4 protein-coding genes are annotated in these 20,185 nt (G+C 66.8%); all 4 read left to right on the top strand.

Annotated features, from left to right (window positions below):
* Window positions 1-226 precede the first annotated feature (226 nt).
* Window positions 227-1,021 (top strand): taurine ABC transporter ATP-binding subunit, encoded by a 795-nt coding sequence (gene tauB / locus DGA31_RS16250; protein WP_109513252.1) that lies wholly within the window; start codon window positions 227-229, stop codon window positions 1,019-1,021.
* Between the two features lie 11 nt (window positions 1,022-1,032).
* Window positions 1,033-1,863 (top strand): taurine ABC transporter permease TauC, encoded by an 831-nt coding sequence (gene tauC, locus DGA31_RS16245; RefSeq protein WP_421957975.1) that lies wholly within the window; start codon window positions 1,033-1,035, stop codon window positions 1,861-1,863.
* A gap of 11 nt (window positions 1,864-1,874) precedes the next feature.
* Window positions 1,875-2,708, top strand: coding sequence for a taurine dioxygenase (tauD, locus tag DGA31_RS16240; RefSeq protein ID WP_109513250.1), 834 nt, complete (start codon window positions 1,875-1,877; stop codon window positions 2,706-2,708).
* 917 nt (window positions 2,709-3,625) lie between these two features.
* On the top strand, window positions 3,626-19,705 hold the full coding sequence (locus DGA31_RS16230; protein WP_109513249.1) for a BapA/Bap/LapF family large adhesin: 16,080 nt from the start codon (window positions 3,626-3,628) through the stop codon (window positions 19,703-19,705).
* Window positions 19,706-20,185 lie beyond the last annotated feature (480 nt).

Here is a 20,185-nt window from a genome sequence, read left to right as displayed (position 1 = left end):
GACTACTACCCCATCAGGGATTTATGAAACGCCACAATTTTACGACTGCTAACCCATCAGGGATTTATGAAACGCCGCAATTTTACGACTGCTACGCAGCCGGTCGCGGGCAGAGCGCGCTCCTACAAGGGGTGAACTTAATATCCAATTAAATCAGCTAGTTATTTTTGATGACAGGTCGCGTACTCAAGGCCGCTGCAGCAACATCATTCTGGAGACAAAGCCCATGGCCCTGTTGCAACTGGAGCGCGTCAGTGCTCATTACCCGGGCGCCGCCGAGCCGGTGCTGGCCGACATTTCATTGACCCTCGGTCCCCGGCAATTGCTGGTAGCCCTGGGGCCGTCGGGCAGTGGCAAGACGTCGCTGTTGAACCTGATCGCCGGCTTCGTCGCCCCTAGCAGCGGCCGCATCACCCTGGACGGCGTACCCGTGCATGGCCCGAGTGCCGAACGCGGCGTGGTGTTTCAGGACGACGCGCTGCTGCCCTGGCTGAACGTGCTCGACAATGCAGGCTTTGGCCTGCAACTGGCCGGCGTCGAACGACGCCTGCGCGAACAGACCGCCCGCGAGATGCTTGCCCTGGTGGACCTGGCCGGCTTCGAAGACCGGCAGATCTGGCAACTGTCCGGTGGCCAGCGCCAGCGTGTGGGCCTGGCCCGCGCCCTGGCCGCCAACCCGCGGGTGCTGCTGATGGACGAGCCGTTCGGTGCACTGGATGCCTTTACCCGCGAGCAGGTTCAGGAGTTGTTGCTGCAGGTCTGGCAACGCACCAGCAAGCCGGTGTTCCTGATCACCCACGACATCGAAGAGGCCGTGTTCCTGGCCACCGACCTGATCCTGCTGGCGCCCTCGCCCGGCCGGATCGACGAGCACCTCAAGCTGGACTTCGGCCAGCGCTACGCCGCCGGCGAATCGGCGCGGGCCATCAAGTCTGACCCTGCCTTCATTGCCACCCGCGAGCATGTGCTGCAGCGGGTGTTCTCGCAACGCAGCGCCGAGGCGCGCAAGGAGCCCGCATGAGCGACGCCCAGATCAGCCAGGCCGGCATTGGTCACCTGGACCGTCAGCCCCCACCGGCAACATGCCGCCCCAGGGTGCTCGGCACACGCACCATCAGCAGCCTGACCTTCATTGTGCTGCTGACGCTGTGGTGGGCCATCACCGCCACCGGGCTGATCGAGCCGCTGTTTCTGCCGCCACCCTCGGCGGTGCTGCAAAAAGCCTGGCTGCTGGTCACCGACGGCTACATGGAGTCGACCCTCTGGCAACACCTGGGCGCCAGCCTGCAACGCATTGGCCTGGCGCTGGTAGCGGCCATCCTGTGTGCCGTACCGGTGGGCATTGCCATCGGTCATAACCGCATTGCCCAAGGCATTCTCGACCCGTTGATCGAGTTCTACCGGCCCATCCCGCCGTTGGCCTACCTGCCGCTGATCGTGATCTGGTGCGGCATCGGCGAGCTGTCCAAGACCTTGCTGATCTACCTGGCGATCTTTGCGCCGATCGCCATTGCCACCGCCACCGGGGTGCGCAATGTCGACCAGGCGAAAATCCGCGCGGCCCAGTCGCTGGGAGCCACACGCCGCCAGTTGATCCGCCATGTCATCGTACCTGGCGCCTTGCCGGACATCCTGATCGGCATCCGCATCGGCCTGGGGGTCGGCTGGTCGACCCTGGTGGCCGCCGAACTGATTGCCGCCACCAGCGGCCTGGGCTTCATGGTCCAATCGGCGGCGCAGTTTCTGGTCACCGACGTGGTGGTGCTGGGCATCCTGGTCATCGCCCTGGTCGCCTTCGCCATGGAACTGGGCCTGCGCGCCCTGCAACGCAAACTGGTGCCCTGGCACGGCCGCTCACACTAAGAGATGACTCAATGAGCCTGCATATCACCCCTGTCAGTCCGGCGCTGGGCGCCCGCATCGAAGGCGTCGACCTCAGCCAGCCTCTGAGTGCTGCGCATCACGCGCAATTGCATCAGGCGCTGCTTGACCATCAGGTGCTGTTCTTTCGCAACCAGCCACTGACACCTGCGCAGCAGGCGCGGCTGGCGGCGCATTTCGGTGACCTGCACATTCATCCGATCTACCCCAACGTGCCCGGGCAGCCCGAAGTGCTGATTCTCGACACGGCGGTGACCGACCTGCGTGACAATGCACTGTGGCATTCGGACGTGAGTTTTCTTGAAACCCCGGCGTTGGGCGCAATACTCAGCGCCAGGCAGGTGCCGCCTTACGGCGGCGATACCCTGTGGGCCAGCAGCAGCGCCGCTTACGAAGCCCTGTCAGAGCCGCTCAAACGCCTGCTCGACGGCCTGAGCGCCACTCATGACCTAAACAAATCGTTCCCGGAATCACGCTTTGCCATTACCGAGCAGGACAAGGCTCGCTTCGAGGACGCCAAACGCCGCCACCCGCCGCGCAGCCATCCGGTGGTGCGCACCCATCCGGTGACCGGGCGCAAGGGCCTGTTTGTCAACGAGGGCTTCACCACACGCATCAACGAACTGCCGGACGCCGAAAGCGACGCCATTCTCAAGCTGCTGTTCAGCCACTCGACCCAACCACAATTCACGGTGCGCTGGCAGTGGCAACAGGACGATGTGGCGTTCTGGGATAACCGCATTACCCAGCATTTTGCCATCGACGACTACCGCCCGCAGCGACGCATCATGCACCGTGCCACTGTTCTGGGTGATGCGCCGTACTGAGCGTTGATCGCGTCCGGTTGCCCACTGTTTGCACAGTGGGCAACCGAATATCGACGGGCAAGCATGGAGCAGGGTTCATGCCTGTTCACGTTCAAACCCGTACTTACCGACCCGGCCAGGCTCTGTACGTAAAGTGGCTGCGCTCGGCCATGCGGCGTTAAAAAGCGACTCGCAATGCTCATTGACACGTGTCAACTGCGCTTGCTCGCCGCTTTTTGCCTTGCCTGACCTTCGCTCACCGACTTTTCGTACAGAGCCTAACCCGCCATGAAAGCTTATCCACATCCCTCTCCCGACATGAACTAAGCCCACTTGATCATCACGCTGGGTCAAAGGGTTTATTAACTCCGTTATTACGGGCATCGCACAAGCGGCCACCCCCTTGCTTATTCAAGCGCGCGCCCACTTCATGGTTATAACTAAAGTAGTAATTCATTAGTCCCTGTTCAAGCCTGACTATTCAAGAATGGCCTCCCATGAGGCAGGCCTTGCCTTTCAAGGATTTGGCAATCGCCTGACAACGTGTCACGCCTGCTGTTCGCCGCGCATGAAGTTACGCCACTCCCAAGGTATTAATGCCTTAATCGATTCATCGAACATCCGTATTTAATTGAATAAAAAAACCGACAAACGGTTGGCGACATGTCGACTTGCCATTAAGCCCCCGTATTTGTGGACCGTTACGCTTACCGCCTCGACCAGCAAACAGCCAATACGCATTCACTTGATTAAACACGCTGTGACGAAACGAAGTGACGTTGCTATACCCAAGCCATCCAGAAGTTATCGAACACCTCTTGTGGTCAGGGAATTCACACAAGCGTTCGCCAGGCTCATGCATGTCCTGCACGGTCGGGAATGCTGGATAAGGTTGCAGCCTGACCACAGGGGTACACGGGGAAAAGGCAGGAGTCGTCATGGACAACATCGTAGTCGCCGATAAAGCCACATCCGAGATTTCCGCCAGGGAATGGGGCAGTTTTCAACTGGCAAAGCCAGGCGTGGTGCAGATGCCCGTCGCGCCGTCGCAGATCGCCTCGGTCAACCGTAACGGCCAGGACCTGATCCTGACCCTCAAGTCCGGTGAAAAAGTCACGATCGGTAATTTTTTCGCCACCACCGCTGAAGGCGTACAGAGCGACATGGTCTTTGTCGGTGAAGACGGTGCCCTGTGGCAAGCCCAGTACAGCGCCGACGCCTTCAACGGCTTTACCTTTGCCGAAGTTGCCTCCATCGACACCCTGATTGCCGACGCCGGCCTTGTCGATGGCGCGACCCAGACCTTCGCCTTTGCCGGCCTTGGCCTGCTGGGGGCCGGTGGCGCGGCGGCAGCCGCTGGCGGCGCAGGCGGTGGTGGGGGCGGCGGTGGTGATGATCCTGTCGCCCCTGACGCACCCGGTAACCTGAGCCTGTCGCCTGACGGCCTGACACTCAATGGCACCGGTACACCCGGCGCCACGGTCAACGTGCGCAACCCCGACGGCACCGTGGTGGGCAGTACCGTAGTAGGCGCCGATGGCAACTTCTCGGTGCCGCTGGACACCGCGCAGAACAATGGCGAGCCGCTGGTGGTCGATCAGACCGATCCCAACGGCAATACCTCCGGTGGCACGCCGATTACCGCTCCGGACACCCGCGCGCCCCTGGCGCCGGCCAACCTGCAGTTGAGTAACGATGGCCTGACCCTGACCGGCATCGGTGAAGCCGGGGCCACCGTCACCGTACGCGATGCCAATGGCAATGTGCTGGGCACCGCCGTGGTCGGGGCCGATGGCACGTTCAGCGTAGCGCTTGGCAGTGCACAGCTTGACGGCCAGGCCCTGAGCGTCGATCAGGCCGATGCCGCCGGCAATGTCTCGCCAGAGGCAACCATCAACGCGGCAGACACCACCGCGCCTGCCGCCCCGGCCAATCTGCAGGTCGGCGCCAATGGCCTGACCCTGACCGGTACCGGCGAAGCCGGCGCCACCGTCACCGTGCGCGCTGCCAATGGCGCGCTGCTTGGCACCGCCATCGTCGCCGCGAACGGCACGTTCAGCGTAGTGCTGGGCAGTGCGCAACTGGACGGCCAGACCCTGAGCGTGGTGCAGACCGATACCGCCGGCAACGTGTCACCCAGCGCCTCGACCACCGCACCGGATGGCAACGACGCGCCGGGTGCGCCCACCAACCTGCAACTGAGCACCGATGGCCTGACCCTGACCGGTCGCGGCGAAGCCGGCGCCACGGTCACTGTGCGCGGTGCCAATGGCACCCTCCTGGGCACCGCCGTCGTGGCGGCCAACGGCACATTCAGCCTGACGCTGGGCAGCGCCCAACTGAACGGCGAAACCCTGAATGTGGTGCAAGGCAACAATGATGGCACCTCACCGGTGGCGTCCCTGACCGCCGCCGACGTCACCGCCCCCGCCGTACCGACCAACCTGCTGGTCAGCGCCGACGGCCTGACCCTGACCGGCCGTGGCGAAGCCGGCGCCACCGTGACCGTCCGCGCCGCCGATGGCAGCGTGCTGGGCAGTACCGTGGTTGCAGCCAATGGCACGTTCAGCCTGACCCTGGGCACCGCGCAGACCGATGGCCAGGTACTGTCCGTCAGCCAGGCCGATGCCGCCGGCAACCTCTCGCCTGCTGCCTCGGCAACCGCGCCCGATGGCGTGAATGCGCCATCGGCACCCGGTGACCTGCAATTGAATGCCGACGGGGTGACCTTGACCGGCACCGGTCAGCCCGGAGCCACCGTCACCGTACGCAACGCCGATGGCACCGTACTGGGCAGCGCCGTGGTCGCCGCCGACGGCACCTTCAGCCTGACCCTGGACAGCGCTCAACTCAACGGCGAAACGCTGTCGGTGGTCCAGACGGACGCATTCGGCAACAGCTCAGCCGCCACATCCCTGACCGCCGCGGACCTCACCGCCCCGTCAGCGCCGGCCAACCTGCTGGTCAGCAGCGATGGCCTGACCCTCACCGGCACCGGCGAAGCCGGCGCCACCGTGACCGTACGCGCCGCCGACGGCAGCGTGCTGGGCAGCGCTGTGGTCGCCGCCGATGGCACATTTACCGTCACTTTGGGCGCCGCGCAAACCGACGGGCAGGCCTTGTCGGTCAACCAGACCGATGCTGCCGGCAACCTCTCCCCCTCGACCTCCACGACAGCGCCTGATGGTGTCAACGCACCTTCTGCCCCCACCGGCCTGCAACTCAGCGCCGACGGCCTGACCCTGACGGGCAGCGGTGAAGCCGGCGCGACCCTTACCGTGCGTACGACCAATGGCGCCATCCTCGGCACCGCAGTAGTGGCCGCTGACGGCACCTTCAGCCTCACCCTGAACAGCGCCCAGTTGAATGGCGAAACCTTAAGTGCCGTGCAGAGCAATGCCGACGGCACCTCGCCTTCCGCCTCCCTGATCGCCGCTGACGTGACCGCCCCGTCAGCCCCGGCCAACCTGCTGGTCAGCAGCGATGGCCTGACCCTCACCGGCACCGGCGAAGCCGGCGCCACCCTGAGCGTACGCGATGCCAACGGTACGCTGCTGGGCAGTACGATAGTCGCGGCTGACGGCAGCTTCAGCCTGACCCTGGCCAGTGCGCAACTCGATGGCCAGACCCTGAGCGTGGTGCAGACCGATGCAGCAGGCAATGTCTCGCCCGTGGGCTCGACCATTGCCCCGGACGGGGTCGACGTTCCGGCGGCTCCCGGCGCCCTGCAACTGAGTGCCGATGGTCTGACCCTGACCGGTACCGGTGAAGCCGGCGCGACGGTCACCGTACGAGGGACCGACGGCGCGATGCTTGGCACGACCACTGTCGCGGCCGATGGCACCTTCAGCGTCACCTTGGGCCGCGCACAATTGAATGGCGAAATCCTGAACGTCGTACAAAGCGATGCCGACGGTACTTCGCCTTCAACCTCGCTGACCGCCGACGATGTCACCGCCCCGGCCGCGCCTGCCAATCTGCAAGTCAGCGTCAGTGGCCTGGCCCTGGATGGCACCGGTGAGGCCGGCGCAACCGTGACCGTACGCGCCGCCGATGGCCGCGTGCTGGGCACTGCCGTGGTGGCCGCCGATGGCACTTTCAGCGTCACCCTGGGCAGTGCACAGACCGATGGCCAGGTACTGTCCGTCAGCCAGGCCGATGCCGCCGGCAACCTCTCGCCTGTTGCCTTGGCAACCGCGCCCGATGGCGTGAATGCGCCATCGGCCCCCGGTGGCCTGCAATTGAGTGCCGATGGCCTGACGCTGAGCGGCACCGGTGAAGCCGGTGCAACAGTGAGCGTGCGCGGCCCGGACGGCGTTCTGCTGGGCACTGCCGTAGTGGCCGCCGATGGCACCTTCAGCGTGCCCCTGGACACTGCGCAACTCGATGGCCAGACCCTGAGCGTGGTGCAGGCCGATGCCGGCGGCACCTCGCCTTCGACTTCGCTGACCGTGGCCGATGTCACCGCACCGGCTGCGCCAGTCAGCCTGCTGCTCAGTGCCGATGGCCTGGCCCTGAGCGGCACCGGTGAGGCGGGTGCGACCGTCACCGTACGCGCCGCCGACGGCGGCATACTGGGCACGGTCGTGGTCGCCGCCGACGGTACGTTCAGCGTGCCCCTGGGCACTGCACAACTCAATGGCCAGACCCTGAGCGTGGTGCAGGCCGACGCCGGCGGCACCTCACCGTCCGTCCCGATCACAGCAGCCGACATCAGTGCGCCGCTGGCACCGGCCAGCCTGCAGGTCAGCGCCAATGGCCTGACCCTGAGCGGCACCGGTGAAGCCGGAGCGACCGTCACCGTGCGCGCCGCCGATGGCCGCGTACTCGGCACTGCCGTGGTGGCCACCAACGGCACTTTCAGTGTCACGCTCGACTCCGCTCAACTGGACGGCCAAGTGCTGTCCGTCAGCCAGACCGATGGGGCCGGAAACCTTTCGCCCGCCGCCTTGGCCAGTGCACCGGATGGCATCGATGTGCCGCTCGCCCCGACCGGCCTGCAACTGAGCACTGACGGCCTGACCCTGAGCGGGCTCGGTGAAGCCGGTGCCACCGTCACCGTACGCGATGCCAACGGCAATGTGCTGGGCAGCGCCATGGTCGCCGGTGACGGCCGCTTCAGTGTCACCCTGGACACTGCGCAACTCGATGGCCAGACCCTGAGCGTGGTGCAGGCCGATGTCGACGGCACCTCGCCATCGACCTCCTTGACCGTGCCCGATGTCAGCGCACCGCAAGCCCCGAGCGGCCTGCTGTTCAATGCCGACGGCAGTCAGCTCAGCGGCCAGGCCGAGGCCGGTTCGACCGTGCTGGTGCGCAGCGCCGACGGAACCTTGCTGGGCAGTGCGATAGCGGCGGCCGACGGCAGCTTCAGGGTGACGCTGGTCCCGGCATTGGCCGACGGTGAAGGGGTAAACGTCTCGGCGCGAGACCCGGCCGGCAATGTTTCGCCCATCAGCAGCCTTGCCGCCCCTGACCTTCCCGGCGACACCACGCCGCCTGCGGCGGCGACCGACCTGGCGCTCAATGCCAATGGCACCGTCTTGACCGGACGCGGTGAAGTCGGCGCCCAAGTGGCGGTCACCAATGCCGCCGGCACTTTGCTCGGCAGCGGCCTGGTCGGCGTCGACGGCACCTTCAGCATCACCCTCGACCCGGCTCAGGATGACGGCCAGACGCTGGGCGTGGTGCTCACCGATGCCGCCGGCAATGCCTCGCCCAATGCGACGGTGACCGCACCGGACCTGGGCCGGATCGACCCACCGGTCGATCTGGCCGTGTCTGCCGACGGCCTGTTCCTGACCGGCCGCGCCTTTGCCGGCCTGCGCATCTTCGTGCGCAGCGCCTCGGGGCTGATGCTGGGGTCTTCCACCGTCGAGGCCGACGGCACCTTCAGCGTGGCCCTGACGCCGGGCCAGGTCAACGGCGAACAACTGGACGTCACCGCAGCCGATGCGGCGGGCAACAGCGCGCCGAATGTGACCGTGATGGCACCGGACATGACCGCACCGGCCGCGGTGACCGCCCTGGTGGTCAGCCCTGACGGCAGTAGCGTGGCCGGCAAGGGCCAGGCCGGCGCCACCGTGACGGTGCGTGACGCCAACGGCAACACCCTGGCCAGCGGCGTGGTCGCGGCCAACGGCAGTTTTGTGCTCACGCTGAACCCGGCCGTGGCCGGGAACAGCATGCTGTCGCTCAGCCAGGTCGATGGCTCGGGCCTGGAGTCGCCGGTCAGCAACGTGACCGTACCGGATGCCAGCGGTCCTGTGCCGCCCGACTCGGCCATCCTTGACCCTACCGGCACGGCGGTCAGCGGTATCGGGGTGGCCGGCACCACCGTCGAAGTGCGTGATGCCAATGGCAACGTGCTGGGCAGCACCGTGGTGGCCGCCAATGGCAGCTTTACCGTGCCGCTGAGCGCGCCACAAGCCAACGGTGAAGTGATCGAGGTGGTGGTCATCGCTGTCGACGGACGCGAATCGATCCCGACCCTGCTCACCGCGCCGGACACCACGGCCCCGGTACAACCGGACAGCCTGGTCATCAATGCCGATGGTCTGGTGATCAGTGGCCGTGGCGAACCGGGGGCCACCGTCACCGTGCGTGATGCCGACGGCAACCTGCTCGGCTCCGGCACCGTGGGGGCCACTGGCAGTTTCTCGGTGCCGCTGGCCAGTGCCCAGAACCAGGGCCAGGTGCTGCAAGTGACCCTGAGCGATGCGCAAGGCAATACCTCCGTACCCGCCAGCCTGACCGCACCGGACCTGCAAGCGCCATTGCAACCGGCCAGTCTCGCCCTGGATGCCACGGGCACCGTGCTCAGCGGGACCGGCCGGGCCGGCTCGACCATTACCGTGACCGACCAAGACAATAACGTGCTGGGCACCGCCGTGGTCGGCGCCAACGGCCTGTTCAGCGTGACCCTGGCCAGCGTGCAGAATAACGGCCAGGTGCTTGAAGTGACGGCGGTATCGGCGACTGGCGAAAGCGCCACGCCCGTGGATTTCGCCGTACCGGACACCCTGGCACCGCAACCGGTCACCGACCTTTCGCTTAATGCCAACCGCACGCAACTGAGCGGTGAAGGTGAAGCCGGCGCACGGGTGACCGTACGCAATGCCAGCGGCACCGTACTGGGCACGGCGCTGGTGGCTGCCGATGGCTCGTTCAACGTCGCCCTGTCGCCGGCGCCGGACGCCAGCGAAGTCCTGCAAGTGGTGCAGGCCGATGCCGCCGGGAATCTATCGGACCCGGTCAATACCGTACCGATGGACACCATCGCGCCCGATCCGCTGAGCAACCTGGCGATTTCTGCCAACGGCAGCGTGGTCAGCGGCAATGGCGAAATTGGCGCCCGGGTGCTGGTCTTCGATCCAGCGGGCATGCAGATCGGCAACGGCCTGGTGGGCCTCAATGGCCGCTTCGAAATCACCCTGACCACCGCACAAGACAATGGTCAGGCCCTGACCCTGACGCAAACCGATGCGGCCAACAATACCTCGCCGGTCGCCAACCTCGATGCGCCGGACATTCAGCCACCGTCAGCGCCGGCCAATCTGTTGCTGGCCGGGAACGGCCTGACCCTGACCGGCAGCGGCGAGGCCGGTGCGACGATCAGCGTACGCGATGCGACCGGCACTGAAATCGGCACGGCCACGGTGGCCGCCAATGGCACCTTCAGCCTGACGCTGACCAGCGCCCAGCTCAATGGCCAGAACCTGAGCGTGCTCCAGACCGACAGCGGCAATAACGCCTCGTCGGCCACCGCACTGATCGCTGCGGACAGCACCGCCCCGCTGGCAGCGACCAACCTGGTGATCAGTGCCAATGGCGCGACCCTGACCGGCACCGGTGAAGCTGGCACCACGGTCAAGGTGACCGGTGTCGGCGGCGTGGCGCTCGGCGCTGCCGTGGTCGCGGCCAATGGCAGTTTCACGGTGACTCTGGTGCCGGCGCAGATTGACGGGCAACAGCTCAGCGTCACGTTGACCGACGGCGGCCCTAATGTGTCACCGGCCCAGACCGTTGCCGCCCCCACCCTGGGCGTACTGCCCCAGCCTGACAACCTGGCCATCGATGCCGACGGCCTGACCCTGACCGGTACGGCGCAAGCCGGCACCACCGTGCAGGTGTATGCCGCCGACGGCAGCTCGCTGGGCAGCAGCGTGGTGCTGCCGGATGGCACCTTCAGCGTGGTGCTGGGCAGCACGCAGCTCAACGGTCAAATCCTGGAGCTGGTGATCCGCGATGACAGCGGTCGCAGCTCGCTGCCTTTGCAATACAACGCGCCGGACAGCACCCCGCCGGCGGCGGTCGCCAACCTGGCGATCAGCCCGGATGGCCTGACCGTATCCGGCACGGGCGAGGCCGGTTCGATGGTCACGGTGACCCGTAACGGCACCCCGCTGGGCACGGTCACGGTCGGCAGTGACGGTGTGTTTACCCTGCCACTGAACAGCGTCGCCCTGACCGGCGACAGCTTGAGCGTGGTGGCCCGCGATGCGGTCGGCAATGCAGCACCCGCCGTGCTGCTGGCCGGCCCGGACGCCAACAGCGTGGCCAGCCCCACCGGCCTGCTGCTGTCGGCCGATGGCCTGACCCTGACCGGCCTGGCAGCCGTCGGCAGCGTGGTCCGGGTCAGCGGCAGCGGTGGCGCCCTGCTCGGCACCTCGACCGTGGTCGGTGCCGACGGCACATTCAGCGTGAGCCTGGCCCAGGCACAGACCAATGGCCAGACCCTGTACGCCACCGCCAGTGCCGGCGGCCAGAATTCGGTGCCAGCCTTGTTGCTGGCGGCCGATACCACCGCGCCCGACGCCCCCACCAACCTGGTGATCAATGCCGATGGCAGTTTCCTGACCGGTCGTGCCGAAGCCGGCGCCAGCCTCACGGTGCGCGGCCCGGATGGCAGCGTGCTGGGCACGGCCACGGCCAGCAGCACCGGCACCTTTATCGTTACCCTCAGCCCGGCACCGTTGAACGCACAATTGCTGTCGGTCACCCAGACCGACGGTGGCACTAACACCTCGCCTTCGGCCACCGTCAATGCCCCTGACCTGCAAGCCCCTGCCGCCCCGACCGAGCTGGCGATCAACGCCGCCGGCACCGTGGTCAGCGGCAAGGGTGAAGCCGGCGCCACCGTGCAGGTTCGCGATGCCAACGGTGCGCTGCTGGCCAGCGGCATGGTCGATGGCAGCGGCCACTTCCAGGTCAGCCTGGCGCAACCGCAACTGACCGGTGCCGCCTTGCAGGTGCAGTTGACCGATGCGGCCAGCCAAAGCTCACCGGCCACCAGCCTGCCGACGGTGGACCGTACCCCGCCAGCGCCGGTCAGCGACCTGAGCCTGAGCGCCGATGCCACCACCCTGGCCGGCAGGGGTGAGGCCGGCGCGACCGTGCAGGTGCGCGACGCCAACGGCACCGTGCTGGGCAGCACGACCGTGGCCGCCAATGGCACCTTCAGTGTCACCCTCGCTCCGGCCCCGACCAATGGCCAGAACCTGGAAGTCGTCCAGGTCGATGCCGCCGGCAATACCTCCTCCGAGGTCAACCTCAACGCCCCGGACATCAGCCCGCCCGCCGCCCTGGCCAATGTCGTCATCAATGCCGACGGCCTGACCGTGACCGGCAACGGCGAACCAGGCGCCACGGTGTTTGTGCGTAACGTCGGCGGCACGGTACTGGGCAGTGCCCTGGTCGGCGCCAATGGCGGGTTCAGCGTGACCCTGAGCGGCGCGCAGTTGAACGCCCAGTTGCTGACCGTCAATCAGGAAGACCCACCCGGCAACGAAGGCCCGTCGGTCAACGTCACGGCACCTGACATCACGCCACCGGCCACCCCGGACCAACTGCTGCTCAACGCCACCGGCCTGCAGGTGACCGGTCGCGGCGAAGCCGGCAGCACGATCACCGTCAGCGACGCCAACGGCCGGCTGCTCGGCACCGGCACGGTGGGCGCCAATGGCCTGTTCCAATTGACCCTGAGCGAAGCGCAACTCAACGCCCAGACCCTGAGCGTCAACGCTCGCGACACCGCCGGCAATACCTCAGGCAGCGCCAGCCTGCTGGCCGCCGACCTGACGCCACCGGCGGCCGTCACGGCGCTGGCCGTGGCCGCCAATGGCGCTACGCTGACCGGGCTGGGCGAAGCCGGCGCCGAGGTCACCGTGACCAACGCCAGCGGCACCGTGCTGGGCACCGCGTTCGTGGCCGCCAATGGCACTTTCAGCGTGACCCTGAGCCCGGCGGCCAGTACTGGCAGCGTGCTAGCCGTGATCCAGAGCGACGAGGCCGGCAATGATTCGCCCGGCGCCAGTGTCACCGCGCCCGGCAACCTGGCACCCGATACCCCGAGCAACCTGAGCCTGAGCGCCGATGGTCTGAGCCTGAGCGGCACCGGCACCGCTGGCTCTACCGTGGTCGTGCTCAGCCTGAACGGCCAGGTGCTGGGCACCACACTGGTGGCCGCCAACGGCAGTTTCAGCGTCGACCTGCTCAACGCGCAGCTCAATGGCGAGACCCTGAGCGTCTCGGCCACCAACAGTGGCGGCTACAGTTCACTGCCGACACAACTGCTGGCGGCAGACGTCAAGGCACCGGATGCACTGACCGATTATCGGTTGTCGACCGATGGCCTGACCGTCACCGGACGCGGCGAAGCCGGGGCCACCGTGACGGTCAGCGCCGCCAATGGCGCCGACCTGGGCACGGCCGTGGTGGCCGCCAACGGCACCTTCAGCGCCACCCTGTCGCAGCCGCAACTCAATGGCCAGGTTCTGAACCTGACCCAGACCGATGTGGCGCAGAACGAGTCAGTGGCGGTCAGCCTGATCGCTGCCGACCGCATCGCACCGCTGATCGCCACCGGCCTGGCGCTGGACAGCACCGGAACCCGGTTGTCCGGCCTGGGTGAGGCCGGCGTCACTGTCACCGTGACCAACAGTGCCGGCACTGTGCTGGGCACCGGCATAGTACGTGTCGACGGTACCTTTCAGGTCACCCTCGATACGCCACAGCTCAACGGCCAGCCCCTGGCCATCAGCCTGGCAGACGCCGCCGGCAACGTATCGCCCGTGGCCGGCCTGGTCGCGGCAGACCGCACCGCCCCCATGACCCTGACTGACCTGGTGTTTGCCGGTGACGGTGTGACCATCACCGGGCGCGGCGAAGCCGGGGCCACCGTGCGGGTCGGCAACAGCCTCGACAGCGTGGTGATCAGCCCGACCGGCGCCTTTACCCTGGTGCTTGGCACCGCGCTGCTCAACGGCCAGACAATCAGCCTGACCCAGGTCGACGGCAGCGGCAATGTCTCGCCTGCCGCCAGTCTGCTCGCACCGGACAGCACCGCCCCGCTGGCCCTGCAAAATGTCCTGGCCGACCCGACCGGCACACGGGTGACCGGCAGCGGTGAGGCCGGCGCTACCGTAATTGTGCGCAATGCCGGTGGTGTCGAACTGGGCCGGGCCATGGTGATGGCCGACGGCTCGTTCAGCGTGGCCTTGAGCCCTGCGCAAATCAATGCCCAGGCCCTGAACGTCCAGCAGATCGACCTGGCCGGCAACCTGAGCCCGACCAGCACCGTACCCGCCCCGGACCTGACGCCACCAGCGCTGGCCACAGGCGCAATCAATGCCGCCGGCAGCCAGATCAGCGGGATCGCCGAAGCCGGCGCGACCGTGCGGGTCAGCCGTGCCGACGGCACCCTGGTGGGCACGGTAACCGCCAATCCTGATGGCACCTTTGCACTGCTGCTCAATCCCCCGTTGGTCAACAAAGAAGCGCTGCACGTGGTGGTGATCGACACGGCGCAAAACCTGTCGCCGGTGCTCAGCCTCACCGCACCGGACCTCACCCCGCCAGCAGCGGTCGCCAACCTGCAGGTCAACGCCCAGGGCAACCAGCTCACCGGCACGGGTGAAGCCGGCGCCACGGTCACGGTCCTCAGTGGCAACATCAGCCTGGGCACGGTGATGGTTGCCAGCGACGGCACATTCACAGTAGCCCTGAACACCCCGCAACTGAACGGCCAGGTCCTGACCGTGCAACAGACCGATGCGGCCGGTAACCCATCGCCGTCGGTCACCACCCCGGCACCCGACACCACCGCGCCCAACGCACCGGGCGCCTTTGCGCTGATCAACGCTGGCCTGACCCTGAACGGCACAGGTGAGGCCGGCGCCAGCGTGACCGTGCGCAATGCCGACCAGACCGTACTGGGCGTCGGTACTGTGGCCAGCAACGGCACGTTCAGCATCGACCTCAGTGCACCGCAGCTCGATGGCGAACGGCTGAGCATTCGCCAGACCGATACGGCGGGTAATGCCTCGGCCAATGCCACCTTCACAGCCCCTGATATCACCGCGCCCGACGCCGTCGCCAACCTGGCGCTGAGCCTCAATGGTCTGGTGCTGACCGGCACCGGTGAAGCCGGCGCCACGGTGCAGGTCTCGGTGGCCGGCACCGCGCTGGGCGCCCCTGTGCTGGTCGGCAGCGAGGGTACGTTCAGCGTCAACCTGGGCACCCCTCAACTCAACGGTGAAGTGCTCAGTGTCGTACAGACGGATATCAGCGGCTCCAACCAGCCTTCACCGGCGGTGACCCTGAACGCGCCAGACATTACCGCGCCAGACCTGGCGATCGTCGGCCTGCCGACCGCCAGCACCCTCAGCGTCAACGCTGAAATCGGCAGTACCGTCACCGTCCGGGCCGCCGATGGCAGCCTGCTGGGCACCGCCGTAATCACCCTGCCCGGCACAACGGTCATCGCCCTCAATACCCCGCAGATCACCGGTGCGCCCTTGACCGTGGTGGCCAGCGATCTCCTCGGCAACGCCACCACCCTGATCGTCGATTCGCTCGACACCACCCCTCCGCCATTGCCCAGCAACGTGGCGCTCAACTCGACCTACACCGAGCTTTCAGGCCTGGGCGAGGCAGGCGCCACCGTGACCGTGACCCGCGGTGGCACAGCCATCGGCACCGCCGTGGTTGCCGCCGACGGTACCTTCACCGTTACCTTCGACACACCGGTGGTGGCCTTGCAACTGCTCACCATTACCCAGGCCGACACCGCGCCGACGCCCAATGTGTCGTTGCCGGTCACGCTGGCCGTACCGCTGTTGCCACCTCCAGAGGCGCCGATCAACGTGGTGCTGTCGGCCGACGGCAATACCGTGACCGGCCAGGGCACGGCCGGGTTGACGGTCAATGTCAACGCGGCGGACGGCGCATTGCTGGGCAGCACGACGGTGTTGCCGGACAACAGCTTCAGCGTCACCCTGAACCAGACGCAGACCAACGGTGAGCAGATAAAAGTCACGACCTCCGCGCTGATCGGAGGCGACTCCAGTCCGGTGTTCGTCACCGCACCCGATACCACTGCACCGGATCCACTGGCCAACGTGGCGCTCAACCTGGCCGGTACGGTCGTGAGCGGTAACGGTGAGGCGGGTGCCACGGTCATCATCAGCAATGCGGCCGGCGTGGAGCTGGGCCGGGCCACGGTGGCCGCCAATGGCGGTTTCAGCGTGACCCTGAGCAGCGCCCAGACCAATGGCCAGGTGCTGGACGCCGTGCAACGTGATGCAGCCAATAACACCTCGACCGAGGCCAAGGTCTTTGCTGCAGACACTACCGCCCCGCTGCTGGCCAGCAATCTGGCCGTCACCACGGGCGGTACGGTGGTCACGGGCAACGGTGAGGCCGGTACGACGATCAGCGTGCGTAATGCCGCCGGCACTGAAATCGGCACCGGGCTGGTTTCGGCCGCAGGGACGTTCAGTGTCACCCTGACCGGCCCGGCCCTGCTCAATGGCGAACGGGTACAGGTCACCCTGAGCGATGCCGCGCTCAACGTCTCGCCCATTGCCAGCGTCAATGCCCCGGACACCACACCACCGGCGGCACCCGGCAACCTGGCGATTGTCGGCAGCGGCCTGCAACTGACCGGGACCGGCGAAGCCGGGGCCACGGTGTACGTCACCAGCCCGCTGGGTGTGGCGCTGGGCAATGCGCTGGTCGCCAGCGATGGCAGCTTTACCGTGCAACTGGCCAGCGCCCAGCTCAACGGTCAGGTGCTCAGCGTGCGTCAGGCCGATGCGGCAGGCAATGCCTCGCCGGTGGTGACCACGATCGCAGGCGATACCGTCGCCCCGCTGCTGGCCACCAACCTGGTGGTGGCCGCAGGCGGTGCCAGCCTCAGCGGCAGTGGCGAAGCCGGGACGACCGTCGAAGTGCGCAGTGCCGGCAATGGGCTGCTCGGCAGCGGCACGGTCGGCAGCAACGGCCTGTTCACCGTGGTGCTGAGCCCGGTGCAGACCGATGGCGAGGTGCTGAGCGTACGCCTCACCGATGCCGCGCAGAATGTATCGCTGCCGGCCAGCGTCACCGCACCGGACACCACGGCTCCAGCCGCCCCGGCTACAGCGGTGATCAATGCCACCGGCAGCCTGATCAGCGGCACCGGCATCGCCGGCGATCGCATTGCGGTCGACACGGCCGGCGGCACCCGCCTGGGCACCGCGCTGGTGGCCGCCAACGGCACCTGGTCACTGATCCTGAGCCCCGCACAGATCGACAGCCAGGTGCTGAGCGTCACCCAGCTGGATGCGGCCAACAACGCCTCCCCGGCCGTGACCGTGACCGCCCCGGACCTGACGCCGCCACCGGCGGCCACCGCGCTGCTGTTGTCGGTCGACGGCCTGACCCTGACCGGCAGCGCCGAGGCCGGCGCCACCGTGACGGTGAAAAATGCCGTGGGCGCCACCCTGGGCACCACCACCGCGCAAGCCAACGGCAGCTTCAGCGTGGGACTCTCCGGCGCGCAGATCAACGGTGAAACCCTGACCGTCGGTGTGGCTGACGCCCGTGGCAACCCAGGGCCGAACGTGACCCTGGTGGCGGTCGATGTCGATGCCGGCCGGCCGGTGGTGGCCAGCGACAACCTGACCACCGCCACGGTCAACCTGGCGGCGGTGAGCACCACCCGTACCTACACCGACTCGTTCCCGACCCTGGTGGGCCTGGGCTTTAGTCACACCTTCAACTTCACGGTCGACAGCGGCACCACGGCCGACCCTGTGCTGACCCTGACCAGCGGGGGCGTACTGGACCTGGGCACCCGCGCCACCTTCACCCTGCAAGTGCAGGACAGCAACGGGGCCTGGGTGACCCTGGGCACCGCGGGCAACGGTTCGCTGATCAACCTGGACGTGCTGTCCTCCACCGGTGTACGTGTGGACATCAGCACCCTGCTGGCCGGCACCTACCGGCTGACCGTGGCCAGCAACAGCCTGACGGCGGTCACCAATATCAACAGCACCCTGGTGCTGGATATCAACAGCCTGAGCCAGTTCAACGGCGCGGCGGGGGCCGCCGTCACCGGCAACGTGATCAGCGATGTCGGGACCGATGGCACCCGCGACATCACAGGTCCCGACAACGGCGCGGTGGTGCGCATGCAGACCGGCACCAGCAACGGCAGCCCGGTCTACACCAGTGCCGGCACCGGGCTGGTCGTCCAGGGCCTGTATGGCACGCTGACCATCGATGCCCAGGGCAACTACAGCTACCGGGCCAGCGGCAGCGCCAGCAGCGTGGGCAAGGTGGATGTCTTCACTTACCAGTTGCTGCACGCCAACGGCCTGTCCGACACCGCCACGCTGTACGTGCGCATCGACAGCCCACAGGCCACCGAGACCTGGAGCAACACCAACCTGGCGGCCCCTGCACTGTTGCTTGATGCCAGCAATGATGTCGCCAGCACCGACATCACCCTGGCCAACCGGGTGGTTACCAACACCTCCACCCTCGGCACAGTATCGGCCGGGCTGCTCAGCCTGAGCGCTTCGGGCACTGAAGACTTCACTCTCAGCGGCGCCGGCACGGTCAACGACCTGACGCTGACGTTGACCTCCAGTGGCTTGCTGTCGCTGCTGAGCGCGGTGAACGTGACCCTGCTCAAACAGAGCGCCACCAACGCCAACCAATACGACGTGGTGAAAACCTGGTCCGGGACCAACGCACTGATCAATCTGGGCGGCGGCGTCTATGGTGCATCGATCGACGATCAGCCACCGGGCAACTACCGGGTCAGCCTGAGCTACACCGGCGTGTCGGTGGGCCTGAGCATCACCGTCGGGCTGATCAACAGCACCACCCTGCCCAATCAGTTCGTGGTCAACAGCTCCACGCCGGTAGCCGGCAACCTGCTCACTGACACCGCCGGGGGCGGCGCTGACGTGCTGGGCTCGGCACTGACCGTGCTCAGTGTGCTGGCGGCCGCCAACACCTATGTGCAACCGGGCTACAACGGCACCAGCATCACCGGCACCTACGGCACCTTGCTGGTGCAGGCCAACGGCGACTACACCTACACGCTCAAACCCGGCCTGACCGGTGCCGTGATCGGTCAGGAGGAAGTGTTCACCTACCGCCTGACCCACCCCAACGGCAGCACCGACACCGCCACACTCACTATCGACCTGGACCAGGCCAGTACGGCCAGCTCACGCATGGCGCTGGCCAGCGCCGACAATGACGATGCCTTGAACAGCCTGGCGGCCAGCACCGGCACCGCCGGCAAAGACACCCTGGACGGCTCGCAGGGCGGCGCGGTCAGCCTGCACGGCGGCGCCGGCAACGATAAGTTGATCATCAGCGACCTGGACTTCGTGGCCGTCGATGGCGGCACCGGCACCGATACCCTGCTATGGGCCGGTGGCGACGCCAGCATCAACCTGGGCAATCTGCATGACCGGCTGAGCAACATCGAGGTCATCGACCTCAACACCACCAGCTCGGTCAACCTGACCCTGAACCTGGCCGACCTGGTGGCCGTGACCGAGGCCGACAACAGCACGCTGTTGATCAAGGGCAGCACCCAGGACAGCGTGCACCTGGGCGGAACATGGGCAGTTGATGGCACACAGCTGGCAGATGGTCTTCACTACACCCAGTACACACCGCAGGAGGACCCGACCCATCACCTTTGGGTGCAGAACGGTATCCAGGTGGTGTGACGCAGGACACGGCGCGCTGCGGGGGCGGCGCGCCGGTATCAACCAGTAAGGGATTATTGTGAAGTCAGCCTATGCCTGCATTACCCGACACGCGCCCGTCGCCCTGTTGGCGATGGCCACGCTGCTCAACAGCCACCCGGCCTACGCCGCACAACCTTCGGTCACCACCAGCCGCCTGGAACCTGGCACCGGCCAGGCAGATCCACCGCCTCAAGGCCGGGACTCGCCACCGGCAGACACCGTCCAGGAGGTGTCCAGTCTCTATCAGCAAGGCGAAGGCATCATGGCCACGCTGCTCAACCGCCACCGGGCGCGCGGCGCCGAACCGCCGACCGATCCGGCCTTGACCGAAGTGAGTCCCACCCGCCTGCAAAAACCGCGGCTGGATCCGGGCGCCATCCCGGCGCCGGCCGCCACGCGCCTGTCCAGTCAGCCGGCTGACAGCGTTCAGGCGCAGGATTCCCGGCCGGCTCAGGCGCC

The sequence above is a fragment of the Pseudomonas ovata genome, assembly GCF_003131185.1.
In the GTDB taxonomy this organism is placed as follows: Bacteria; Pseudomonadota; Gammaproteobacteria; order Pseudomonadales; family Pseudomonadaceae; genus Aquipseudomonas; species Aquipseudomonas ovata.
Note: the sequence above shows the minus strand (reverse complement) of the source record. Positions and strands in the feature narration are given on the sequence as shown.

Bases quoted from the DNA above. Each gene is read 5' to 3' on its own strand.
- tauD (WP_109513250.1), top strand. From the start codon at position 1,875: ATGAGCCTGCATATCACCCCTGTCAGTCCGGCGCTGGGCGCCCGCATC.
- DGA31_RS16230 (WP_109513249.1), top strand. From the start codon at position 3,626: ATGGACAACATCGTAGTCGCCGATAAAGCCACATCCGAGATTTCCGCC.
- tauB (WP_109513252.1), top strand. From the start codon at position 227: ATGGCCCTGTTGCAACTGGAGCGCGTCAGTGCTCATTACCCGGGCGCC.